General features: G+C 70.4%; 21 protein-coding genes. 10 read left to right on the forward strand and 11 right to left on the reverse strand.

Translation table 11 applies throughout. From position 1 onward, the window contains the following. Positions 1-68 precede the first annotated feature (68 nt). On the forward strand, positions 69-707 hold the full coding sequence (serB, locus tag MON03_RS08715; RefSeq protein ID WP_242088097.1) for a phosphoserine phosphatase SerB: 639 nt from the start codon (positions 69-71) through the stop codon (positions 705-707). Between the two features lie 28 nt (positions 708-735). Here the strand turns inward: serB and MON03_RS08720 are convergent, their stop codons facing one another. The 3 genes from MON03_RS08720 to MON03_RS08730 all read right to left on the reverse strand — a co-directional run bounded on the left by MON03_RS08720 (position 736) and on the right by MON03_RS08730 (position 4,259). Then, positions 736-1,674 (reverse strand): acetamidase/formamidase family protein, encoded by a 939-nt coding sequence (locus MON03_RS08720; protein ID WP_242088098.1) that lies wholly within the window; start codon positions 1,672-1,674, stop codon positions 736-738. After that, positions 1,671-3,116, reverse strand: coding sequence for an APC family permease (locus MON03_RS08725; protein ID WP_229727795.1), 1,446 nt, complete (start codon positions 3,114-3,116; stop codon positions 1,671-1,673). The genes MON03_RS08720 and MON03_RS08725 overlap by 4 nt, the downstream gene beginning before the upstream one ends. Before the next feature lie 231 nt (positions 3,117-3,347). Further along, entirely contained in the window at positions 3,348-4,259 is a 912-nt protein-coding gene (locus tag MON03_RS08730; protein WP_242088099.1) for a proline iminopeptidase-family hydrolase, read from the reverse strand. Between the two features lie 97 nt (positions 4,260-4,356). Here MON03_RS08730 and MON03_RS08735 point away from each other — a divergent pair, with 97 nt between their 5' ends. Continuing rightward, positions 4,357-5,076, forward strand: a complete 720-nt coding sequence (locus MON03_RS08735) for a FadR/GntR family transcriptional regulator (RefSeq protein WP_242088100.1) — start codon at positions 4,357-4,359, stop codon at positions 5,074-5,076. Positions 5,077-5,098: 22 nt separating this feature from the next. Here the strand turns inward: MON03_RS08735 and fabG are convergent, their stop codons facing one another. After that, the gene (gene fabG / locus MON03_RS08740; RefSeq protein ID WP_175329196.1) at positions 5,099-5,812 is read right to left on the reverse strand and encodes a 3-oxoacyl-ACP reductase FabG; all 714 of its coding nucleotides are present in this window, start codon (positions 5,810-5,812) and stop codon (positions 5,099-5,101) included. A 196-nt stretch (positions 5,813-6,008) separates the two neighbouring features. Here fabG and MON03_RS08745 point away from each other — a divergent pair, with 196 nt between their 5' ends. The 3 genes from MON03_RS08745 to MON03_RS08755 are packed head-to-tail and all read left to right on the forward strand — an operon-like array spanning position 6,009 to position 7,701. Continuing rightward, positions 6,009-6,443, forward strand: coding sequence for a DUF3099 domain-containing protein (locus MON03_RS08745; RefSeq protein WP_175329195.1), 435 nt, complete (start codon positions 6,009-6,011; stop codon positions 6,441-6,443). Then, positions 6,443-6,751 carry a hypothetical protein gene (locus MON03_RS08750; protein ID WP_083881989.1) on the forward strand — a complete coding sequence of 103 codons (309 nt, stop codon included), beginning with the start codon at positions 6,443-6,445 and terminating at the stop codon, positions 6,749-6,751. The genes MON03_RS08745 and MON03_RS08750 overlap by 1 nt, the downstream gene beginning before the upstream one ends. Further along, positions 6,748-7,701 carry an SURF1 family cytochrome oxidase biogenesis protein gene (locus MON03_RS08755; RefSeq protein ID WP_022903385.1) on the forward strand — a complete coding sequence of 318 codons (954 nt, stop codon included), beginning with the start codon at positions 6,748-6,750 and terminating at the stop codon, positions 7,699-7,701. Before MON03_RS08750 ends, MON03_RS08755 begins: the two co-directional genes overlap by 4 nt. Positions 7,702-7,783: 82 nt before the next feature. Here the strand turns inward: MON03_RS08755 and MON03_RS08760 are convergent, their stop codons facing one another. Beyond that, on the reverse strand, positions 7,784-9,382 hold the full coding sequence (locus MON03_RS08760; protein WP_242088101.1) for an ABC-F family ATP-binding cassette domain-containing protein: 1,599 nt from the start codon (positions 9,380-9,382) through the stop codon (positions 7,784-7,786). A gap of 116 nt (positions 9,383-9,498) precedes the next feature. Between MON03_RS08760 and MON03_RS08765 the strand changes: the two genes are divergently transcribed. Then, on the forward strand, positions 9,499-10,098 hold the full coding sequence (locus MON03_RS08765) for a biotin transporter BioY (protein WP_242088102.1): 600 nt from the start codon (positions 9,499-9,501) through the stop codon (positions 10,096-10,098). Between the two features lie 499 nt (positions 10,099-10,597). Here MON03_RS08765 and MON03_RS08770 read toward each other — a convergent pair whose 3' ends face one another. From MON03_RS08770 to sufB, 5 genes are all read right to left on the reverse strand, one after another. Continuing rightward, positions 10,598-10,927, reverse strand: a complete 330-nt coding sequence (locus MON03_RS08770) for a metal-sulfur cluster assembly factor (RefSeq protein ID WP_022902786.1) — start codon at positions 10,925-10,927, stop codon at positions 10,598-10,600. Further along, the gene (gene sufC, locus MON03_RS08775) at positions 10,927-11,694 is read right to left on the reverse strand and encodes a Fe-S cluster assembly ATPase SufC (protein WP_175329190.1); all 768 of its coding nucleotides are present in this window, start codon (positions 11,692-11,694) and stop codon (positions 10,927-10,929) included. Before sufC ends, MON03_RS08770 begins: the two co-directional genes overlap by 1 nt. A 79-nt stretch (positions 11,695-11,773) precedes the next feature. After that, on the reverse strand, positions 11,774-12,100 hold the full coding sequence (locus MON03_RS08780; RefSeq protein WP_372378814.1) for a non-heme iron oxygenase ferredoxin subunit: 327 nt from the start codon (positions 12,098-12,100) through the stop codon (positions 11,774-11,776). Further along, positions 12,100-13,359: a Fe-S cluster assembly protein SufD gene (sufD, locus tag MON03_RS08785; RefSeq protein WP_242088103.1), complete on the reverse strand. Its 1,260-nt coding sequence runs from the start codon at positions 13,357-13,359 to the stop codon at positions 12,100-12,102. Before sufD ends, MON03_RS08780 begins: the two co-directional genes overlap by 1 nt. Further along, entirely contained in the window at positions 13,360-14,778 is a 1,419-nt protein-coding gene (gene sufB, locus MON03_RS08790) for a Fe-S cluster assembly protein SufB (protein ID WP_022902337.1), read from the reverse strand. A 251-nt stretch (positions 14,779-15,029) separates the two neighbouring features. Here sufB and MON03_RS08795 point away from each other — a divergent pair, with 251 nt between their 5' ends. Further along, complete coding sequence (locus MON03_RS08795; protein WP_175329188.1) at positions 15,030-16,001, forward strand: COX15/CtaA family protein; 972 nt, start codon at positions 15,030-15,032, stop codon at positions 15,999-16,001. 396 nt (positions 16,002-16,397) lie between these two features. On the opposite strand, the gene MON03_RS08800 is transcribed toward MON03_RS08795, so the two are convergent. After that, positions 16,398-17,324 (reverse strand): heme o synthase, encoded by a 927-nt coding sequence (locus tag MON03_RS08800; RefSeq protein ID WP_022902336.1) that lies wholly within the window; start codon positions 17,322-17,324, stop codon positions 16,398-16,400. A gap of 520 nt (positions 17,325-17,844) precedes the next feature. On the opposite strand from MON03_RS08800, the gene tkt reads away from it, so the two are divergent. From tkt to MON03_RS08815, 3 genes are all read left to right on the forward strand, one after another. Further along, positions 17,845-19,938, forward strand: a complete 2,094-nt coding sequence (gene tkt / locus MON03_RS08805; RefSeq protein WP_175329187.1) for a transketolase — start codon at positions 17,845-17,847, stop codon at positions 19,936-19,938. 126 nt (positions 19,939-20,064) lie between these two features. Then, positions 20,065-21,177, forward strand: a complete 1,113-nt coding sequence (gene tal, locus MON03_RS08810) for a transaldolase (RefSeq protein ID WP_022902303.1) — start codon at positions 20,065-20,067, stop codon at positions 21,175-21,177. Between the two features lies 1 nt (position 21,178). Further along, positions 21,179-22,777 (forward strand): phosphoglucose isomerase-related protein, encoded by a 1,599-nt coding sequence (locus tag MON03_RS08815; protein ID WP_022902304.1) that lies wholly within the window; start codon positions 21,179-21,181, stop codon positions 22,775-22,777. The last annotated feature ends 12 nt before the right edge of the window (positions 22,778-22,789 follow it).

A 22,789-nucleotide genomic window follows, 5' to 3' on the forward strand; every position in this document is an offset into this window, starting at 1 on the left:
GGACGGTCTGGAGGCACGGCTCGCGTCACGGACGCAGCCGTGCCTCCGTCTGTCGGTACCGTTGGTCCGTGCCCCGCTTCCTCGTCGTCCTCGATGCCGATTCCACCCTCCTCGAGGACGAGGTGATCGAACTCCTCGCCGACGCGGCGGGGACCCGACCACAGGTCGCGGCGATCACGGAGCGCGCCATGCGCGGGGAGATCGACTTCGCGGAGAGCCTCCGGGAGCGTGTCGCGACCCTGGCGGGCCTCCAGGACGACGTCTTCCGCACCGCGCAGGAGGCGGTCCGCGTGACGCAGGGCGCTGCGGACCTGGTCCGCGGCGTGCAGGCCGCCGGCGGCTCCGTCGCGGTGGTGTCGGGCGGGTTCCACGAGGTGCTCGACCCCTTCGCCACCCGCCTCGGGCTCGACCACTGCCGGGCGAACCGGCTCGAGGTCGTCGACGGGGTGCTCACCGGGCGGGTCCTCGGTGAGGTCGTCGACGCGGCAGCGAAGGCCGCCGCGCTGCGCGAGTGGGCGGAGGCGGACGGCGTCGACCCGTCGCGGACCGTGGCGGTCGGCGACGGCGCGAACGACCTCGAGATGATGCGGGTCGCCGCGCTCTCCGTCGCGTTCGACGCGAAGCCGCGGGTGCGGGCCGAGGCCGACCTGGCCGTGGTCGACCGCGACCTGTCCGCCGTGCTGGCGCCACTGGGCCTGCGCGGCTGAGCGAACTCGGGCGCCGGCGCCGGCCGCGTCAGGCGGTGAGGACGGCCTTCGGGACGTGGTGCAGCGTCACCGCGCCGACCGCGGCGAACGGGTGCAGCGGGTCCGGTGTGCCGGAACCCGTCGGACCGCCGAGCTTCGAGTCGCCGACCGCGCTGAGCACGGCGTAGGCGTCCTCGGCGGTGAAGCCGTGGTCCTCGACCAGGAACGCGAACGCGTCCTCGTACCCGAGCCGCACGCTCTCCTGCACCGGGTCGCCGAGCCCGACGAAGAGCCAGTCGTCGGCGGTCTCGACGCGCGGCGCACGGAGCGGTCGACCGCCCCGCACCAGGTCGACGGACACGATCGCGGTGCCCTGCGCCTCGATCGCGACGAACGACGACTCCCCCTCGGCCATGATCGCGTGGATGTCGCCGATCGACAGCAACGCGCCCGGCACCCGGACCGGCAGGTACACCGTCGAGCCGGGGCGGGCCTCGGTGACGTCCATGTTCCCGCCCTCGGCGGTCGCGGGCATGATCGTCGAGTTCGTCCCCGACGCCGGCGCGACGCCGATGCACCCGATCATCGGCCGGACAGGGAACGCGTGCCGGTCGGTGACGTGCACGACGCCGTCCTCGATGGGGCAGCGGCGCGCGAAGACCCCCTCGGGCATGACGTGCTGGAGGGCGCCGGACCCGGGCAGCGACACCGACCACCCGTGCGTCGTGAGCGCGATGTCGTGGATGTGGACCGCCAGGGTGTCGCCGGGCTCGGCACCCTCGACCCAGACCGGTCCGGTGACGGGGTTGATCGGTGCCTGCAGCTGCGCGAGGTCGTGGTGCTCGTCGAGCTCGGCGTAGACCGCGTCGGTGGTCTCGAAGCCGATCGTCTCGCCGGTCCCCGGGGCGATCCGGAGCACGGGTTCCCGGTCGGCGGAGAAGCCGGGACGCCCGAGGGTGTTCGGCAGGAAGTGGTCGGGGGTGGTCATCGCTGGCCCTTCTCCGTGGTGGTGGCGGGGTCACCGACGGACCCCTCGCCCAGTGTGCCCGGTTCCTCCGACCCGACCTCCGTCGAGCGGCCGGTCGACCGGTAGTACAGGAACACGCCCGCACCGACCACGAGCCAGACGACGCCGCCGACCTTGGCCTCGACGGCGGCGTTCAGGAGCACGTAGCCGATGATCAGGAAGCCGATGAGCGGCACGACGAGGTGGAGCAGCCAGTTCCGCGACTTCCCCCGGACGACGTGGTGCACGAACACCGAGACGTGCAGGAGCATGAAGCCGAAGAGGGCACCGAAGTTCACGAGGGACGAGATGGTGTCGATCTGCCCCACGAAGAAGAGCACCAGGATCGCGGACAGGACCGACACGACGATGATGGCCGCGGCGGGCACCTGTCGACGGTTCAGACGGTGCAGGAACGCCGGGAGCTGCCGGTCGCGGCTCATCGAGAACAGGAGACGGCTCGTGGCGGCCTGCGCCGCCATCGCGTTCGCGATCCCGACCGCCAGGACGTTGACCGCGAAGAAGGCCGTGGCCCACCCGCTCGAGGACGCCTGCTGGACCACGGTGAAGAACGCGTTCCCCACCTCGCTGTCCGGGAAGGCGTCACGGCCGGCTGCCAGCGCGGACGCGAGCCAGGTCTGCACGACGAAGAGGAACGCGACGATGACGAGCGCGAGGATCATCGCGGTGCCCGCACCTCCGCGGCGACCGGTCGACTCCTCGGAGAGCGTGGAGATCCCGTCGAACCCGAGGAAGCTCAGCACCGCGATCGACAGCGCGGACGCGATGAGCGGCGCCGACACCTTCGCGGGGTCCCACACCTGGTCCGTCGAGAAGGACGCGCCGGGGACGGTGCCGCCGGTCAGTGCCACGATCGCGATCACGACGAAGATCGCCACGAACACGAGCTCGATCAGCAGGAACACCCGGTTCGCGACCTTCAGGGACGAGACACCGAGCAGGTTGATCACGGTGTTGACCGCGACGAACAGCAGGGCCCAGAGCCACCGTGGCGAGCCGGGGAAGATCCCGACCATGCTCTCGGCCGCGAACACGTAGAGGAGCGTCGGGACGAGCAGGTAGTCGAGGAGGATCGCCCAGCCGGCGAAGAACCCCGCGGTGGGGTGGATGCCCCGTCCGACGTACGAGAACACGCTGCCGGCGAGTGGGATCGACTTCGCCATCTGCGCGTACGCCAGCGCGGTGAAGATCATCGCGACCAGGCCGACGAGGTAGACCAGCGGCACCATGCCGCTGGAGGCGTTGTAGACGGTGCCGAAGATCGCCCACGGGGCGATCGGCACCATGAAGACCAGCCCGTACACGAGCAGGTCGGTGGTGGACACGGAGCGCTTGAGCTCCTGCTTGTAGCCGTAGGCCTCGAGCTGCTGCTGCGCGGAGAGCTCGCTGTGCTGCTGCGACATGGGGTTCCGTTCCGGGAGACGGTGCGTGGAGGGGGTGGCCGGACGGGCGGCGGGACGGGTGGTGGCCGCTCGGTCGGGGGACGGCGGATCCGCGGGCCGGCAGCCTGGTGGGTGTCGGCGGGTGGTCCGGGAGGGAGAGGACGGGAGGCACGGTGCGGGGGTGAGGGGCGCCTCCCGTCCGGCGTGGGGCCGGAGGACCCGCGCGTCGGTCGTCGGACGGACGCGCGCTGCTCAGTCGGCCGTGTCGTCGTGCGCCGCGAGGAACGTCGCGACGACGCGACGGAACGCCTCGGGCTGCTCCAGGTGGGAGCAGTGGCTCGCACCGGGGAAGACGTGCTGCTGGACGTCTGCGATCCGCTCGACGAACGGCTGCCAGGTCGCCGGGGTCGCTTCGTCGTGCTCGCCGGCGACGACGAGGGTCGGCACGGCGACGGCGTCCAGCCGGTCGACGATCGTCCAGTCCCGCATCGTGCCGATGACGTGGAACTCGTTCGGCCCGTTCATCGTGTGGTAGACCGTCGGCTCGGACTCCATCTGGGCCTCGGAGTCGATGAAGTCGGACGGCATCGGGACGACCCGGCAGACGTGGCGCTCGTAGAACACCCGCGTCGCCGCGAGGTACTCGGGATCCTCGACGGACCCGGCGGTCTCGTGCCGGGTCAGCGCGTCCTGGACGTCCGCGGGCAGCTGGGCGCGGAGCTCGGCGGCGCCGTCCACCCACAGTTGCATCGACGCCGGCGAGTTGCAGATCGCGAGACTCCGCAGGTGCTCCGGCTGCCGCACCGCGATCTCGGCACCGAGCATGCCGCCCCACGACTGTCCGAGGACGTGGTGGTCGCCGAGGTCGAGGTGGGCGACGAGCGCGTCGTACTCGTCGACGAAGAGCTGCGGCGTCCACGTCGACGCGGGTGCGTCCGGGCGGTGCGAGCTGCGGCCGCACCCGAACTGGTCGTGGTGGACCACGGTCCGGCCGGTCTCGTCGGCGATCGCGGCGAGGTTGCGGAGGTAGTCGTGGGCCATGCCGGGTCCGCCGTGCAGGACGACGAGGGGCAGCGCACCGGGCGTGGGCCGGTCGGGTTCGGTGATGCGGTACCAGGTGTGACCGTCCTGGAACGGCATCGTGCCTTCGGTGATGCGGGACATGACGGAAGCATGGCCCGCGCAAAGGTCTCGTGCAAGACCTTTTCGGGTCCTTTAACGTGGACGAAACGAACGAGGGGTCGGTCTTGTGGCGGAGCGGATGGTGGAGAGCCGGGTCGACGAGGTCGAGGACCGTCTGGTGACCGCGGTCGCCGTCGGCGAGTACCTGCCGGCGTCCCGCCTGCCCCCGGAGCGTGAGCTCGCCGGGCTCCTCGGCGTCGGCCGGGTCACCGTGCGCGCCGCCCTCGCGCGGCTCGTGGACCGGGGCCTGCTCGAGACTCGCCGTGGTCGCGGCGGCGGCACCTTCGTCCGGACACAGTGGCCCGACTCGTCGTCGGACGCGGTCGGACGCACGCTCCTCGCGCGGTGGGACGGCATCCGCGAGACCACCGACGCGATCGCGCTGCTGCACGGCGCGCTCGCGACTGCGGCTGCCGAGCGCATCACGCCGGAACAGGCGACCCTCGTCCGGGCACGCCTCGACGACTTCCGCGCGGCCACGTCGGGCCACGAGAAGCAACAGGCCGACGCCGTCCTGCACCGCACGGTGATCGACGCGGCAGGCAACGACGTGCTCGCGGACGCGTTGGCCGGACTCGAGTCACAGGTGTCGATCGCTGCGCCGGCACACCTCTGGGGAACCACCGAGGGCATGGCGGAGATGGAGGTCCGAGCGCTGCGGGAACACGAGGCGCTCGTCGAGGCGGTGTGCGCACACCGCGCGGCCGAGGCGGGCGAACTGGCCAGACGGCACGTCGGCATCGACCTCGAGCTGCTCGAGCGGGCGATGCTCCGGGCCGGTCAGGTCCCGACGGACTGACGGCGCCGACCGGCCTCCCCGGCTAGTGCCCCATCCCGAGGCCGCCGTCGACGGGGATGACCGCGCCGGAGATGTACCCGGCACCGTCGCCCGCGAGGAAGAGCGTGGCGTCGGCGACGTCGTCCACCGTGCCGTAGCGCGACGCCGGGATCTGCTTCTTGAACTCCGCGACGAGCTCGTCCGGCAGCGACGCCGTCATGTCCGTCTGGATGAACCCGGGCGTCACGACGTTCGCGGTGATGCCGCGCGATCCGAGCTCCCGCGTGATCGAGCGCGCCATGCCGATGAGCGCCGCCTTCGACGAAGCGTAGTTGACCTGGCCGACCTGCCCGTACGTGCCGACGACGCTGCCCATGAGCACGATGCGGCCGAACTTCGCCTTCATCATGCCCTTCGTGGCGCGCTTCACCACCCGGAACGTGCCCGTCAGGTTCGTGTCGACGACGCTCGTGAAGTCCTCCTCCGTCATGCGGAGCAGGAGCTGGTCGTTCGTGATGCCCGCGTTCGCGACCAGGACCTCGACCGGGCCGAGCTCCGCTTCGACCTGCGAGAACGCCGCGTCGACCGAAGCGGTGTCGGTGATGTCCGCCTGCACGGTGAGCGCACCCTCGGGGCCGCCCGTGCCGCTCCGGGAGGTGACGGCGACGCGGTGCCCCTCGGCGACGAAGCGCGCCGCCAGGGCGTGTCCGATGCTGCGGTTGCCGCCGGTGACGAGGACGGTACGGGGGGTGCTCATGGTCGCTCCGTTCGAGGTGTGTCGGTCGGGGTGCCGAGCGGTTCCCCGCCGGACACGCCGGGCGCGTCGGACGGATGGCCGGCGGACACGCCCGGACGAGCGTACCCGAGCCGTTCCGCGCACTCGGCTCGCGCGCGGCGGAACCGGAATGTCCGCTCCGGGCTTAGGGTTGTCCCAGGAGACGATGGACATCCGAATGAAGACCACGCACAGCATCACGGCCCTCCCCGAGTCGCCGGAACTGGACCGTGCGCACCGGCTCTCACGGTACGTCTGGCAGATGGCCGTCCGAGTGATCTGCTTCGTCGCGGCGGTGCTCATGTGGACCGCGTGGCACACCTGGCTCGTGGTCATCCCGATCGTCCTCGCGGGCGTCATCCCGTGGGTGGCCGTCATCCTCGCGAACGCCGGCAACCGCGCCGAGAACGACGTCGTCGCACCGGCGGGGGCCGTGCAGCTCTACGACGCCGCGGACGTCCGCATGCGCGAGGAGCAAGAGGCCGCTCGTGCCCAGGCGTACCGCGACGAGCAGGACCGGCTCCGCGACGCTGCCCAGCACGCGCAGGACGAGTGGCAGCGCAACGGCGACCACACCAACGTCTGGCCCCCGAAGACCGGCGGACGGCGCTGATGGGGGCGACCTTCGACCTCTTCACCGAGCCGGGGTCGACTCCCGTGTGCTCACGGGCCGGGTGCACCCAGACCGCCGAGTGGCGCGTCAACTGGCGGAACCCACGCATCCACGCGACCGACCGGGTGAAGATCTGGGCGGCGTGCGACGAACACCGTGACTTCCTCGCCGACTACCTCCGTTCCCGCTCGTTCCCCGTCCGCGTGACGGGCATGCTCGAGGACGTCGACCGGCTCGACGACCTCCGTGACCCGAACGCCGGGCCGAAGAACGACGTCGGGGTGCGCGCCACCGGCACCGAGCGATGAGCGACGGCTTCGACCCGAGCTCCCGGTACGGCCGGCGTCACGCGGCGAAGCTGCAGCGCAGCACGACGGCCGCGCCCGAGCACCGGCCCGGTGAACCGTTCGTCGGCTGGCGCTTCGTCCGCAGCCGTCGCTGGCTCGGGTACTTCGCGATCGCCGTCGCCTTCGCGATCGTCTGCGCCCTGTTCGGCATGTGGCAGTGGGACCGCCGCAACGAGGCCGTCCGCCAGAACGAGCAGATCGCCCAGAACTACGACCACACACCGGTGCCGCTCGACCAGGCACTCCCCCGGGCTTCGAGCTGGGACGCTGACCAGACCTGGCTCCGTGTCACAGCCACCGGCCGCTACGACACCGACGCCCAGCTGCTCGTCCGCAACCGCGTGCACAACGGACAGCCTGGGTTCGAGGTCCTCACCCCGCTCGTCACCGCGGACGGCCGTGCGTTCGTCGTCGACCGCGGATGGGTCCCGACCGGGAACCGGCAGGACGCGCCCGACCACGTCCCGGCGCCCCCGAGCGGCGAGGTCACGGTCGTCGTGCGCCTCCAGCAGAGCGAACCGCGCATCCCCGGCCGCTCCGACCCGTCGCACACCGACCAGGTGCAGTCGGTCACGTTGTCCGACGTCCGCGACAAGATCGACATGCCGATCTGGACCGGCGCGTACGGCCAGCTCGCCTCTGAGGACCCGGCGCCGACGCAGACCCCACCGCTCGGCTGGGAGCGCCCGTCGGCCGACACCGGTCTGCACCTCAGCTACTTCATCCAGTGGTTCCTCTTCGCGGCCGGCGGTTTCGGGTTCCTCGCGTACGTGATGGTGCAGGAGTACCGCAACCTGAACCAGGACGACCCCGAGGAACGCGAGCGAGCCGAGGAGCGTCGTCGACGCCGGGACGCGAAGCCGAAGTCCGACGCCGAGGTCGAGGACGAGTTGCTGAACGTCGGTCGCTGAACGCGACCTGTCACGGACGGGAGGCCCGTGGCGGTGTCGCCACGGGCCTCCCGTCCGATCGCGCGCGCCGCGCGCCCGCCGGTCAGGCGAGCTCGATGAGCTCCGCGTACTCCTTGTTCCAGTGGTCCTCGGTACCGTCCGGCAGCAGCAGGACACGCTCCGGGTTGAGGGCCTCCACCGCGCCCGCGTCGTGCGACACGAGCACGACCGCACCCTCGTAGCCCGCGAGGGCGCCGAGGATCTCCTCGCGCGAGGCCGGGTCGAGGTTGTTCGTCGGCTCGTCGAGGAGCAGCACGTTCGCCCCCGACACGACGATCATCGCGAGCGACAGCCGCGTCTTCTCGCCTCCCGAGAGGACGCCGGCCTTCTTGTAGCCGTCGTCGCCGGTGAAGAGGAAGGAGCCGAGCACACGTCGGGCCTCGGTCTCGTTGAGGTCGTTCGACGCCGACACCATGTTCTCGATCACGGTGCGGTTGACGTCGATGTTCTCGTGCTCCTGCGCGTAGTAGCCGATCCGCAGCCCGTGGCCGGGGAGGATCTCGCCGGTGTCCGGCCGGTCGGCGCCCGCGAGGATGCGGAGCAGTGTCGTCTTGCCCGCACCGTTGAAGCCGAGGATGACGACCCGTGAGCCGCGGTCGATCGCGAGGTCGACCCCCGCGAAGATCTCGAGCGAACCGTACGACTTGGACAGCCCCTCGGCCATGAGCGGCGTGCGGCCGCACGGCGTCGGGGTGGGGAACCGCAGCTTCGCGACGCGGTCGACGGCACGCTCGTCCTCGAGGCCGGCCAGGAGCTTCTCGGCTCGGGCGACCATCTGGTGGGCCGCCGCTGCCTTCGTCGCCTTCGCACCGAACCGCGCTGCCTGGTCCTTGAGGGTCGCGGCCTTCTTCTCGGCGTTCGCGCGCTCCTTGCGGCGACGTTCCTCGTCGGCGGCCCGCTGGCGCTGGTACAGCTTCCAGCCCATGTTGTAGACGTCGATCGACTGCCGGTTCGCGTCGAGGTAGAACATGCGGTTGACGACCTCGTCGACGAGCTCGACGTCGTGGGAGATGACGATCACACCGCCCGGGTAGGTCTTCAGGTGCTCGCGCAACCAGACGATCGAGTCGGCGTCGAGGTGGTTCGTCGGCTCGTCGAGGATCATCGTCTCGGCGTCCGAGAACAGGATGCGCGCGAGCTCGATGCGCCGACGCTGACCACCGGACAGGGTCTTCAGCTGCTGGTCGAGGATGCGGTCCGGCAGCTTGAGGTTCGACGCGATCGACGCTGCCTCGGCCTCGGCCGCGTAGCCCCCGAGCGCGTTGAACTGGTCGTCGAGTCTGCTGTACCGGCGCATCGCCTTCTCGGCCACGGCCGGGTCGTCGCTCGCCATGTCGAGGGTCGCGAGCCGGATGCCCTCGACGAGCTCGCCGAGACCCCGAGCATCGAGGATGCGCTTCCGCGCGGTGTCCTCCGGGTTGCCGGAGCGGGGGTCCTGCGGGAGGTACCCGATCTCGCCGCCGCGTTCGATCTTGCCCGCGGTCGGCTGCGTCTCCCCCGCCAGCGCCTTCGTCATCGTGGTCTTTCCGGCACCGTTGCGCCCGACCAGCCCGATCTTGTCGCCCTTCTCGACACGGAAGGAGACGTTCTCCATGAGGAGGCGGGCCCCGACGCGGATCTCGAGATCGTGCACGGCAAGCACAGTGGACGTCCAATCAGTTGGTGGTTTTGCACAACGACGTGTGCGGGAGGTGCACCGCTACGCTGACGGGACCGATGGTCTCAGAACGGGACCAGCAGTCCATTCTAGGAGAATCCATGACGAACGCCACCGGGTTCGCTCGCCGCGCAGTGCTCGCCGACCGTCTTCGTTCCCACGGCCTGGCCACCGACGCCGCCCTCGTCGCCGGCGGTGCCCTGTTCACCGCAGCGATGGCCCAGGTCGAGGTCCCGATGTGGCCCGTGCCGATCACCGGCCAGACCCTCGCGGTCGTGCTCGTCGGCGCCACGCTCGGCGCCCGACGCGGCATGCTCTCCCTCCTCGTCTACGCGGTCGCCGGCCTCGCGGGTGCGCCGTTCTTCGCCGGGTTCTCGGGCGGGTTCGCTGCCTTGACGTCGCCGAGCTTCGGCTACGTGATCGGCTTCATCCCCGCGGCCGGGCTCGTCGGCTGGTTCGCCCGTCGGAACTGGGACCGCCACGTCGGCCGGGCCTCGGTGGCGATGCTGCTCGCGAGCGCGATCCCGTTCGTGACGGGGCTGCCGTGGCTCGCGGTCGCGCTCGGCCAGCTCGGCGCGCCGAACGACCTGCAGTCGGTGCTCGCTGCCGGGCTGTACCCGTTCGTCCTCGGCGGTGTCGCCAAGGCGCTCATCGCGGCGGGCGTGCTGCCGCTGGCGTGGAAGGCCGTCGGCCGGCGCTGAGCGCGGCGCACCGCTCGGCAGCGGCCGGGGTCCCAGGGTGCTGGGACCTCGGCCGTTGTGCTGTCCGGCGGACGGGTGCGCGACACGCCCGGGTGCGGACGCCGAGGTCGCACGACATGCCGCACGCGTGACGCCGAGGTCGCACAAAGCGTCGCCAGCGCACCGCGGAAGCGACAGCTCGTGCGACCACGGCGAACCCCGCCGGGCGTGTCGTCGTCGCGGGGGCCAGCCGCCCGAGCCGCACGAGCCAACCGAGCCGCCGAGCCGCCCGAGCCGCACGAGCCGCACGACACGCCCGGGTGCGGACACCGAGGTCGCACGACATGCCGCACGCGTGACGCCGAGGTCGCACAAAGCGTCGCCAGCGCACCGCGGAAGCGACAGCTCGTGCGACCACGGCGAACTCCGCCGGGCGTGTCGCGACGACCAGCGCAGCCACATGAACGACGGGAGGCGCGGTGCCCACTGGCACCGCGCCTCCCGTCAGGTGTGGTCGCGACTAGATCGAGAAGCCGAGCGCACGCATCATCTCGCGCCCGTCGTCCGTGATCCGCTCCGGGCCCCACGGCGGCATCCAGACCCAGTTGATCCGGAAGGCGTCGACGATCCCGTCGAGCGCGTTCGCGGTGTCACCCTCGATGACGTCCGTGAGCGGGCAGCCCGCACTCGTCAGCGTCATGCTGATGACGAGCGCGTTCGCCTCGTCGTCCATCGCGAGGTCGTAGATCAGCCCGAGGTCGACGATGTTCACGCCGAGTTCCGGGTCTTGGACCTCCTTGAGGCCCTCGACGACCTCGTCGAACTTCTCCGGGGAGAGTGCGGTGATCATCAGTTGCCCGCCGCTGCGGCCTGGACGTACCGGTCGTAGCCCTCGTTCTCGAGGCGCTCGGCAAGCTCGGGGCCGCCCTGCTCCGCCACCTTGCCGGCGACGAACACGTGCACGAAGTCCGGCTTGATGTAGCGGAGGATGCGCGTGTAGTGCGTGATGAGCAGCACGCCGAGGCCGGTCGCACCCTTCGCGCGGTTCACACCCTCGGACACGATCTTCAGTGCGTCGACGTCGAGGCCGGAGTCGGTCTCGTCGAGCACGGCGAACTTCGGCTTGAGGAGTTCGAGCTGCATGATCTCGTGGCGCTTCTTCTCGCCGCCGGAGAAGCCCTCGTTGACGTTGCGCTCCGCGAACGCCGAGTCCATCTTGAGGTCGGCCATCGACTGGCGGAGGTCCTTCACCCAGCCACGGAGCGCGGGGGCCTCACCGTCGATGGCGGTCTTCGCCGTGCGGAGGAAGTTCGACACCGTCACACCGGGGATCTCCACCGGGTACTGCATGGCGAGGAACATGCCGGCGCGGGCGCGCTCGTCGACGCTCATCGTGAGGACGTCCTCGCCGTCGAGTGTGATGGAGCCGCCGTCGACGTTGTAGCGCGGGTGCCCGGCGATCGTGTACGCGAGCGTGGACTTGCCGGAGCCGTTCGGCCCCATGATCGCGTGGATCTCGCCCTCGTTGATGGTGAGGTCGACGCCCTTGAGGATCTCCTTCGTGCCCTGATCGGTGTCGATCGAGACCTGGAGGTCACGGATTTCGAGAGTGGACATTGCGTTCCTTCGGTTGCAGCTGGTGCGCGGCGTCAGCCGCGGGACGTGGTGGGGGCCGATCCGGCCCGGGACGGCGGGGTCAGTCGACGGGGACCGGGTCGTGCACGTCGACGTAGACGTCGCCGTCACGGACCTCGACCCGGAAGACCGGCACGGGCTCGTACGCGGGGAAGTTCTGCGGCTTGCCGGTGGTCAGCGAGAACTTCGACCCGTGCGCCCAGCACTCGAGAGCATCGCCCTCGACGAACCCCTCGGCAAGCGAGATGTCGCCGTGGGTGCAGGTGTCCCCGATGGCGTGCACGACGCCCGCGGAGTCCTTCACGATCGCGACGGCGGTGCCGTCGACGACGACCCGCATCGGGCTGTCCACCGCGATGTCGGCCTCGGCGCAGACCTTCTCGGCCATCAGGCGTCTGCCTGCGCGGTCTCGGGGTCCGCCTCGGCGATGACCGAGCGACCAGCGGCCAGCTCCTCCTCGACGGCGGCGATGAGCCGCTCCTCGAGTTCGGGCGCACCGATCTTCTGGATGACCTCGACCAGGAAGCCGAGCACGACGAGGCGCCGTGCTTCTTCTTCCGGGATGCCGCGAGCCTGCAGGTAGAACAGCTGCTCGTCGTCGAAGCGACCGGTGGCGCTGGCGTGACCGGCGCCCTCGATGTTGCCGGTCTCGATCTCGAGGTTCGGGATGCTGTCCGCGCGCGTGCCGTCGGTCAGGACCAGGTTGCGGTTCTGCTCGTACGAGTCGGTGCCGTCGGCCGGGCGGCCGATGAGCACGTCGCCGATCCACACGGTGTGCGCACCCTCGCCCTGCAGCGCCCCCTTGTAGTTGACCCGGCCGCGCGTGTTCGGCGCGTCGTGGTTCACGTAGACCTGCTGCTCGATGTACTGCCCGGCGTCCGCGAAGTAGACGCCGTACATCTCGGTGTCGGCACCCTGCGCGCCGAGGTGCGTCGAGGGGTTCACGCGGATGACGTCGCCGCCGAGGGACACCACGACGTGCTTGAGGAAGGCGTCGCGGCCGACCTCGGCGAAGTGCGTCGAGACGTGCACCGCCTCGTCGTCCCAGTCCTGCAGGCTGACCACCGTGAGTCGGGCGTTGTCGCCGACGACGATCTCGATGTTCTCGCTCAGGAGGGCCTTGCCGCGGTTGTCGATGACGACGATGCCCTGCGCGTTCGGCTCGGCCGTGATGACCGTGTGCGCCGCGCGGGGCTGCGTGCCGAAGTCCGAGCGCGTGATGGTGATGAACTCGTGCTGCTCGGTGGCCGTGACCGTGACCGCGAGCACCGCGTCGCGCGCCGTCCAGGCAGCGGCGGATGCGCGGTCCTCGGGGAGCCCGGCCGAACCGACGCGCGGGTCGTCGCTGCGGACCCACTCGACGTCGGCGCCGTCGGACTGCCGCGCGAGGTACGGGTACGGCGAACCGTCGAGTCCGCCGTCGAGCAGCGGCTGGAGCTTCGCGAGCGGCGCGAACTTCCAGTTGACCTCACGACCGGTGACCGCCGGGAAGGCGTCGAGGTCGGCCGACTGGAAGCGCTCCGACCGGGTCTGGACGGGGACCTTCTTCTCGGCCACGTCCCACCCGCCGTCGGAGTGCGCACGAGCGCCGTGCTGCTCGGTGCCGCCGGTCGCGGCGGCGCTGGGCTGTTCGGTGGTGCTGGACATCTAGCCGACGGATCCTTCCATGCTCATCTCGATGAGCTTGTTGAGTTCGAGTGCGTACTCCATCGGGAGCTCGCGGGCGATCGGCTCGATGAAGCCGCGGACGATCATCGCCATCGCCTCGTCCTCGGGCAGACCGCGGGACATGAGGTAGAACAGCTGCTCCTCGCTCACGCGGGAGACGGTGGCCTCGTGGCCGAGCTGCACGTCGTCGACGCGGATGTCGATCGCCGGGTAGGTGTCCGACCGGCTGATCGTGTCGACGAGCAGCGCGTCGCACCGGACGGTGTTCGCCGCGTGGTGCGCGTTCGGGTCGACACGGACCTCGCCGCGGTACCCGGCACGTCCGCCGCCGCGGGCGATCGACTTCGAGACGATCGAGGACGTCGTGTACGGCGCCATGTGGATCATCTTCGCGCCGGCGTCCTGGTGCTGACCGGGACCGGCGAAGGCGACCGACAGCGTCTCGCCCTTGGCGTGCTCGCCCGCGAGGTAGATCGACGGGTACTTCATCGTCACCTTGGAGCCGATGTTGCCGTCGATCCACTCCATCGTGGCGCCCTCGTGCGCGATCGCACGCTTGGTCACGAGGTTGTAGACGTTGTTCGACCAGTTCTGGATCGTCGTGTAGCGCACGCGGGCGTTCTTCTTCACGATGATCTCGACGACGGCCGAGTGCAGGGAGTCCGACTTGTAGATCGGCGCCGTGCAGCCCTCGATGTAGTGGACGTAGGAGTCCTCGTCCGCGATGATCAGCGTCCGCTCGAACTGCCCCATGTTCTCGGTGTTGATGCGGAAGTACGCCTGGAGGGGGATCTCGACGTGCACGCCCTTCGGGACGTAGACGAACGAGCCGCCCGACCACACGGCCGTGTTCAACGCGGCGAACTTGTTGTCGCCGGCCGGGATCACGGTGCCGAAGTACTCCTCGAAGATCTCGGGGTGCTCGCGGAGCGCGGTGTCGGTGTCCATGAAGATGACACCCTGCTGCTCGAGGTCTTCACGGATCTGGTGGTAGACGACCTCGGACTCGTACTGCGCGGCGACGCCTGCGACGAGGCGCTGGCGCTCGGCCTCGGGGATGCCGAGCTTCTCGTAGGTGGCGCGGATGTCCTCGGGGAGGTCTTCCCACGACTGTGCCTGCTTCTCGGTGGAGCGCACGAAGTACTTGATGTTGTCGAAGTCGATGCCGGTCAGGTCGGCACCCCACGTCGGCATCGGCTTGCGGCCGAACAGCTGCAGGCCCTTGAGGCGGTTCTTGAGCATCCACTCGGGCTCGCCCTTGAGGTTCGAGATGTCGGTCACGACCTCCTCCGAGATGCCACGGCGCGCGGAGGCGCCGGCCGAGTCGGAGTCGGACCAGCCGAACTCGTATTGGCCGAGCCCTTCGAGCTCGGGACGGTCGATGAGCACGTCGGACATGGTCTCCTCGTTTCCTTCTCGCGGCAGCGTCACCGGGACCAACCCGGCGCACCTGGACGCCATTCCACCCCGGACCACCGACACGGTCGGCCAGGGTGCTGCTGCCTCGCAACGCCAATGGTTCCACGCGGTGGCGGGCCGTAGTGACGATCTCGGCCCATTCGGAGCCGGCGCCTGCCTAGACTTGACTGCCGCTGAACCCTCGAATCCTACAGGTTCGGTGCACGGAACAACAGGAAGGCACCACCCTCGTGACTCGCGTCGGATCCCCCGTCGAGCAGGACGTCCGCACCCGGTGGTGGTCCCTCCCCCGCGCGGTCGACGTCCGCGTGATCTGGCTGGCGTGGGCGTCGTTCGTCGTGGAGGTCGTCCTCATCGGCACCGGCGGGCTCGTCCGGCTCACGGCGTCCGGCCTCGGCTGCCCGACCTGGCCGACGTGCACGTCGGACTCGCTCGTCTCCACGCCGGAGATGGGCATCCACGGCGTCATCGAGTTCGGCAACCGGCTGCTCACCTTCGTGCTGGTCGTCGTCGCGATCGCCACGTTCCTCGCCGTCGTGCGGATGCGACGCACCCGTCCCGAGCTGTTCTGGCTCGCCTTCGCCCAGGGTGCGGCGATCCCGGTGCAGGCCGTGATCGGCGGCGTCAGCGTCTGGACGAACCTCAACCCGTTCGTCGTCGGACTGCACTTCGTGGTCTCGGCCGCACTGACCTCGGTCACGGCCGCGCTCGTGTACCGCGCGATGAACGGGCCCCGCACCGCGGTCCGACTCGTCCCCGCGTGGTACACGAACGTCGTCCGCGGCACGGTCGCGGCCGTCGTGGTCACCGTCCTCGTGGGCATCCTCACCACCGGGAGCGGCCCGCACGCCGGCGCCGACGAGGCCGTCGACGGCGGACGACTGCACCGCACCGGGTTCGACCCCGCCGTCATGGAGCACGTCCACGCCGTCCCCGCCTACGTCCTCTTCGCCCTGACCCTCGTTCTGGTCGTCGGTGCGGTCCGGCTGCGACTCTCGAGCCGGTGGGCGCTGGCGCTCCTCGTCGTCGAGTTCGTCCAGATCGCGGTCGGCCTGACGCAGGCCCGGACGGGCCTCCCGGTCGGACTCGTCGGCACGCACATGGTGCTCGCCGGCCTCCTCGTCGCAGCGACCACGGCCGTCGTGCTCTCCACCCGCGGGAGCGCCGGTCGCGGCGCCGTCCGCGAGCCGCTGGACGCCTGACCGGCGTCCCGGAACGACGAAGCGCGCGTCGATCGACGCGCGCTCCGTCGTTCCCCGCGCAGTGCGTGATCCACCGCACGCCCGGTTCGACGACGCACCACCTCATCGACGCGCGGATCGTCGGAACGCGCGCGTTCCGTGGTCTGGTCGCGACCGCCAACCGGACGGGAGGCACGGTGCCGGCCCGCCCCGCGCCTCCAGGCCGCCGTCGTGGAGCGACGTCATCGTCGTCGTCCGACGACAGCGATGTCGTCGGTTGCGCGGCCGCGCAACCCGCGTGTGCAACGAACGACGGGGCCGCTGTCGTGCGACAGCGGCCCCGTCGTGCGACAGCGGCACCGACGGGCTCGTCGACAGCGGCCGCGTCGCGAACGTCGGGACCGGTCGCGGCCCTCCCTAGAAGGTGAAGACCTGCGGCAGCAGCGGGTCGATGCCCACCGCGATGAAGAGCAGGGTCAGGTACGTGATCGAGCTGTGGAACACGCGCATCGGGTGCACCTGCTCGACGTGCTGGATCGCCCGCGAGTACAGCCGGTGCGACTCGACGACGAACCAGATGCCACCCGCCAGTGCCACGACCGTGTACAGCGGCCCCATGTGGGCGACCGGGATCAGCAGGAGCGAGCACACCAGCGTCGCCCAGGCGTAGAGGACGACCTGCAGGCCGACGACCGTGCGGCCGCGCACGACCGCGAGCATCGGGACCTCGGCGGCGTCGTAGTCGTCGCGGTACTTCATCGAGAGCGGCCAGTAGTGCGGCGGCGTCCAGAGGAAGATCACCATGAACAGGATGATCGGCGCCCAGCTCAGCGACCCGGTGACACCGGCCCAGCCGATCAGCACCGGCATGCAGCCGGCGGATCCACCCCAGACGATGTTCTGCGGGGTGCGCCGCTTGAGCCAGAGTGTGTAGACGCAGACGTAGATCAGGATCGCGATGACGCTGAGCGCCGCGGCGAGCCAGTTCACGAAGACGACGAGGACGACCGTCGACACGATGCCGAGCGTCCACGAGAACACCAGGGCCTCACGGTCGGAGAGCTCGCCGGTCACGAGCGGCCGCGTGCTCGTGCGCTTCATGAGCCGGTCGATGTCGCGGTCGATGTAGCAGTTGAACGCCGACGCGGAGCCCGCCGACATCGCACCGCCGAGCATCGTCCAGAACACGAGCCAGAGGTCCGGGACGCCCCGCGCGGCGAGGAACATCGTCGGCGCCGTCGTGACCAGCAACAACTCCATGACCCTGGGCTTCGTCAGGGAGACGTACGCCCGGACCTTGCGCGAGAGCGTCGATCGGGGTCGATCGGTGTCCGGCCGGGTCACGGTGGCAGTGGGCAAGGGAACCTCAGTCTGTTTCGCGTCAGCTCGCACACTCGGTGGACGGCTCCGTCGTCGTCCGGGCGTGCGTCGACCCGGAATGACCACGGGCCTCCGTCAGTTTAGGCCATCGAGGCGCCGCGACGATGCCCCGCCCCGCCATCCGGACCGATCGACGGTCGGACGAGCACTCCCCCGCCACGCGTGGCCGTGCCCGCCCGGACCGTGTGACCGCGACGGACCGACGACGCTGACACGCCCGGGCCGTCCGGACGGTCGGCGTTGGAGCGCTGCACCCCGCGTCCGCACACGGTGAACAGAACGTGTCACCTGAACCCTCACTGAGTGCATGGTCACTATGCTGGAGTCGCCCTCCCGCAGTGCGTGCCCCGAAGACGTCGGTCACGACGAGCCGGTCGGCCGCCAGCAGACGGCGACCCGAACCCCGGCCCCCGGGATGGCGATCATGTCCGTGCGATGGCACGAGCCCTCGCACATGTCGCATTCAAGAAGGGTCAACATCCAAGTGGCTGAATTCACCTGGGACGCCATCGACAGGAAGGCCGTCGACACGGCCCGCGTACTCGCCGCCGACTCGGTCGAGGCCGCCGGCAACGGTCACCCCGGCACCGCGATGAGCCTCGCGCCGGTCGCCCACCTGCTCTTCCAGAAGGTGATGCGTCGCGACCCCAGCGACTCCACCTGGATCGGCCGCGACCGCTTCATCCTCTCCGCGGGCCACGCCTCGATCCTCCAGTACGTGCAGTTCTACCTGCACGGCTACGGTCTCGAGCTCGAGGACCTCCAGCACCTCCGCAAGTGGGGCTCGAAGACCCCGGGTCACCCGGAGTACGGCCACACCGACGGCGTCGAGATCACGACCGGCCCGCTCGGCCAGGGTCTCGCGTCCGCCGTGGGTTTCGGCTACGCGCAGCGCTTCGAGCGCGGTCTGTTCGACCCGGAGACCGCCGACGGCGAGTCCCCCTTCGACCACTTCACCTACGTGATCGCCGGTGACGGCGACATGCAGGAGGGCGTGACGAACGAGGCCGCGAGCCTCGCCGGTCGCCAGCAGCTCGGCCGCCTGGTCGTCTTCTACGACTCGAACCAGATCTCGATCGAGGACGACACCGACATCGCGTTCTCCGAGGACGTCGCAGCCCGCTACGAGGCGCTCGGCTGGCACGTCCAGCACGTCGACTGGAAGAAGACGGGCGAGTACTCCGAGGACGTCGAGGAGCTGTACCGCGCCGTCGAGGCCGCCAAGGCGGAGACGACGAAGCCGTCGCTCATCGTCCTCAAGACGATCATCGGCTGGCCGTCGCCGACCAAGCAGAACTCCGGCAAGATCCACGGCTCCGCCCTCGGCGGCGAAGAGCTCAAGGGCCTCAAGGAGGTCCTCGGCTTCGACCCCGAGCAGACCTTCCACGTCGACCCCGAGGTGCTCGAGTACACCCGCGGCGCCGTCGCCAAGGGCCAGGCGGAGCACGCCGAGTGGCAGAAGACCTTCGACGCGTGGGCCTCGGCCAACCCGGAGAAGAAGGCGATGCTCGACCGCATCAACGCCGGCGAGCTCCCCGAGGGCCTCGAGGAGGCGCTCCCGGTCTTCCCGACCGAGAAGGCCGTCTCGACCCGTGCCGCGTCCGGCAAGGTCATCAACGCCATCGCGCCGCTCATGCCCGAGTTCTGGGGCGGTTCGGCCGACCTGGCCGAGTCGAACCTCACCACGATCGAGGGCGCCAAGTCCTTCGGCCCGGCCGAGGCCTCGACGAAGACCTGGAGCACCGACCCGTACGGCCGCGTGCTGCACTTCGGCATCCGCGAGCACGCGATGGGTTCGATCCTCTCCGGCATCGTCCTGCACGGGAACACCCGCCCCTTCGGCGGCACCTTCCTCATCTTCAGCGACTACATGCGCCCGGCGGTCCGTCTCGCCGCGCTCATGAAGGCGCCGGCGATCTACGTCTGGACGCACGACTCGGTCGCCCTCGGCGAGGACGGCCCGACGCACCAGCCGATCGAGCAGCTCACCGCCCTCCGCGCGATCCCGGGTCTCGACGTCGTCCGTCCGGCCGACGCCAACGAGGTCGCCTACGCGTGGCTCGAGATGCTCAAGCACAAGGACCGCCCGGCCGGCATCGCGCTGAGCCGTCAGAACCTCCCCGTCTTCGAGCGGGGCGAGGGCGAGGCTTCGGGTGAGACCTTCGCGTCGGCCAAGAACGTCGGCAAGGGCGCGTACATCCTCGCCGAGGCGCCGAACGGCACCCCGGACGTGATCCTCATCGCGACCGGCTCCGAGGTCCAGATCGCCGTCGAGGCGCGCGAGCAGCTCAAGGGCGAGGGCATCAACGCCCGCGTCGTGAGCGCGCCGTCCCTCGAGTGGTTCTTCGAGCAGTCGGAGAACTACCGCGACCAGGTGCTCCCGAAGGACGTCACCGCCCGCGTGTCCGTCGAGGCGGGCATCGCCATGAGCTGGCGCGACATCGTCGGCGACAAGGGCCGCAGCGTGTCGATCGAGCACTTCGGTGCCTCGGCCGACTACCAGACGCTCTTCCAGGAGTTCGGCTTCACGACGGAGCACGTCGTCGCGGCCGCGAAGGAAAGCATCGCGGCCTCCTGACCCACCAGGGCCGGGTCCGGTCACCCGGATCCGGCCCTGCTGCCGGGAGGCGCGGCTCGGCCCCGCCACGCGCCCCCGGTCCCCACGACCACGGCCACACGGCCGACGAAGGAAGAAGAACAACACATGGCTGAGACCACCCCCACCGCCGCCCTCTCCGAGGTCGGCGTCAGCATCTGGCTCGACGACCTCTCGCGCGAGCTCCTCGAGACCGGCAAGCTCGAGCAGCTCATCGCCGAGAAGAACGTCGTCGGCGTCACCACGAACCCGACGATCTTCGCGTCCGCCCTCGCCAAGGGCGAGCGCTACGACGCCCAGGTCAAGGAGCTCGCCGCCGCGGGCACCGACGTCACCGACGCGATCTTCGAGATCACCACGCAGGACGTCGCCGACGCGTCCGACGTCTTCAAGCCGATCTACGACGAGACCAAGGGCTTCGACGGCCGTGTCTCGATCGAGGTCGAGCCGGGCCTCGCGCACGAGACCCAGAAGACCATCGAGCAGGCCAAGTTCCTGTTCGACAAGGTCGGCAAGGAGAACGTCCTCATCAAGATCCCGGCGACCGTCGAGGGCCTCGAGGCCATCACCGAGGTCATCGCCGCCGGCATCTCGGTCAACGTGACCCTGATCTTCTCGCTCGAGCGCTACCGTGCCGTCATCGACGCGTACCTCGGCGGGCTCGAGAAGGCCAAGGCCGCCGGCCACGACCTCTCGAAGATCCACTCGGTCGCCTCGTTCTTCGTGTCCCGCGTCGACTCCGAGATCGACAAGCGCCTCGACGCCGTCGGCACCGACGAGGCCAAGGCCCTCAAGTCGAAGGCCGGCATCGCCAACGCACAGCTCGCGTACCAGGTCTGGACCGAGGCGTTCGCCACCGAACGCGCCCTCGGCCTCCTCGAGTCCGGTGCGAACACGCAGCGTCCGCTGTGGGCCTCGACCGGTGTCAAGGACCCGTCGCTGCCCGACACGCTCTACGTGACCGAGCTCGCCGCCCCGAACACCGTGAACACCATGCCGGGCAAGACGCTCGACGCGACGTTCGACCACGGCGAGATCCACGGCGACGCCATCGCCGGCTCGTACGACGCCGCGCAGGAGGTCCTCGACCAGGTCGCCGCGCAGGGCATCTCCTACGACGAGGTCGTCGCGCTGCTCGAGAAGGAGGGCGTGGACAAGTTCAACGTCTCCTGGGGCGAGCTCGTCGACACCGTGAAGAACGCCCTCGAGGGCGCGAAGTAGCGTGACCGTCTCCATCGCCGCCAGCGGCGCGGCTGCACGGGCCATCGACACGGTGGTCCCGCAGCTCGTCGCCGACCTGGTGGCGTCGGGCATCACGGCGCAGGACCCCGGTCTCTGGGGCCCTGCCGCCGAGTCGGAGGCGTCGAAGCGTCTCGGGTGGACGGAGGCCGTCTCGGTCTCCCGTCCGCTCGTCGCGGAGATCACGGCGCTGCGCGAGCAGCTCGCCGCCGACGGGGTCGACCACGTCGTCCTCGCCGGCATGGGCGGCTCCTCGCTCGCGCCCGAGGTGATCACGCGGACGTACGGCGTCCCGCTGACGGTGCTCGACTCGACCGACCCGGGCCAGGTCCGGGCGGCGGTGGGACACGACCTCGAGCGCACCGTGCTCGTGGTCTCGTCGAAGTCCGGCTCCACCCTGGAGACCGACTCGCAGCGACGGGTGTACGAGCAGGCGTTCCGTGACGCGGGGATCGACCCCGCGTCACGGATCGTCGTCGTCACCGACCCGGGCTCCTCGCTCGACGACCTCGCACACGACGCCGGGTACCGCGTGTTCACCGCGGACCCGGACGTCGGTGGCCGGTTCTCGGCCCTGACCGCGTTCGGCCTCGTGCCGTCCGGGCTCGCCGGCGCCGACATCGACGAACTCCTCGACGAGGCCGACGCCATCTCGGTGCTCCTCGCCGTGGACACCGACGAGAACCCTGGGCTGGTCCTCGGCGCCGCCCTCGCGACGCTCGACCCGGCCGTGGCGAAGATCGGCATCGTGCCGGACGGCACCCACATCGTCGGGTTCGGCGACTGGGTCGAGCAGCTCCTCGCCGAGAGCACCGGCAAGGACGGCAAGGGGCTGCTGCCCGTCGTGCTGACGCCGGACTCCCCCGAGGTCACCGCGGGTCTCGCCGACCTGCAGATCGTCCGCATCGTCGGTTCGCGCGAGGACGAACGGCACGTCGCCGAGGGCGAGGTCGAGATCGACGGCACCCTCGGTGGCCAGTTCCTCGTGTGGGAGTACGCGGTCGCCGTCGCCGGGCGCCTCATCGGGATCAACCCGTTCGACCAGCCCGACGTCGAGGCCGCCAAGGCCGCGGCACGCGGGCTGCTCGACGATGGCCCCGCGCCGACGGAGCCGGCCTTCACCGAGGGCGGCACCGCCGTCCGCGCGACCGCCGGTCTGGCGGTCGGGACGACGATCGCGGAAGCCGTGACGGGCCTCCTGGCCGGACTCGACGCGACCGGCTACCTGGCCGTGCAGGCGTACGTGGACCGCACCGCGAACCGCGACCTCGAGTCGCTCCGCGACGCCTTCGCGGCGCGCAGCGGCCGACCCGTCACGTTCGGCTACGGCCCGCGCTTCCTGCACTCGACCGGGCAGTACCACAAGGGCGGACCCGCGAACGGCGTCTTCCTGCAGATCGTGGCCGACGAGGCGGAGGACCTGGCGATCCCAGGCCGCTCCTTCACGTTCGGCCGACTCATCCAGGCCCAGGCCGCCGGCGACGCGAGCGTCCTCGCGCAGCACGGCCGGCCGGTCCTGACCCTCACGACGTCGGACGTCGCCGCTGCCACCGCAGCGTTGCGCGCCGCCGTCTCCCTCTGACTCGTAAGGAGT

It is taken from the genome of Curtobacterium sp. DN_7.5, from assembly GCF_022655355.1.
GTDB classification, from domain to species: domain Bacteria; phylum Actinomycetota; class Actinomycetes; order Actinomycetales; family Microbacteriaceae; genus Curtobacterium; species Curtobacterium luteum.

Bases quoted from the DNA above. Each gene is read 5' to 3' on its own strand.
- MON03_RS08720 (WP_242088098.1), bottom strand. From the start codon at position 1,674: ATGACCACCCCCGACCACTTCCTGCCGAACACCCTCGGGCGTCCCGGC.
- MON03_RS08725 (WP_229727795.1), bottom strand. From the start codon at position 3,116: ATGTCGCAGCAGCACAGCGAGCTCTCCGCGCAGCAGCAGCTCGAGGCC.
- MON03_RS08730 (WP_242088099.1), bottom strand. From the start codon at position 4,259: ATGTCCCGCATCACCGAAGGCACGATGCCGTTCCAGGACGGTCACACC.
- MON03_RS08735 (WP_242088100.1), top strand. From the start codon at position 4,357: ATGGTGGAGAGCCGGGTCGACGAGGTCGAGGACCGTCTGGTGACCGCG.
- fabG (WP_175329196.1), bottom strand. From the start codon at position 5,812: ATGAGCACCCCCCGTACCGTCCTCGTCACCGGCGGCAACCGCAGCATC.
- MON03_RS08745 (WP_175329195.1), top strand. From the start codon at position 6,009: ATGAAGACCACGCACAGCATCACGGCCCTCCCCGAGTCGCCGGAACTG.
- MON03_RS08750 (WP_083881989.1), top strand. From the start codon at position 6,443: ATGGGGGCGACCTTCGACCTCTTCACCGAGCCGGGGTCGACTCCCGTG.
- MON03_RS08755 (WP_022903385.1), top strand. From the start codon at position 6,748: ATGAGCGACGGCTTCGACCCGAGCTCCCGGTACGGCCGGCGTCACGCG.
- MON03_RS08765 (WP_242088102.1), top strand. From the start codon at position 9,499: ATGACGAACGCCACCGGGTTCGCTCGCCGCGCAGTGCTCGCCGACCGT.
- MON03_RS08770 (WP_022902786.1), bottom strand. From the start codon at position 10,927: ATGATCACCGCACTCTCCCCGGAGAAGTTCGACGAGGTCGTCGAGGGC.
- sufC (WP_175329190.1), bottom strand. From the start codon at position 11,694: ATGTCCACTCTCGAAATCCGTGACCTCCAGGTCTCGATCGACACCGAT.
- MON03_RS08780 (WP_372378814.1), bottom strand. From the start codon at position 12,100: ATGGCCGAGAAGGTCTGCGCCGAGGCCGACATCGCGGTGGACAGCCCG.
- sufD (WP_242088103.1), bottom strand. From the start codon at position 13,359: ATGTCCAGCACCACCGAACAGCCCAGCGCCGCCGCGACCGGCGGCACC.
- sufB (WP_022902337.1), bottom strand. From the start codon at position 14,778: ATGTCCGACGTGCTCATCGACCGTCCCGAGCTCGAAGGGCTCGGCCAA.
- tal (WP_022902303.1), top strand. From the start codon at position 20,065: ATGGCTGAGACCACCCCCACCGCCGCCCTCTCCGAGGTCGGCGTCAGC.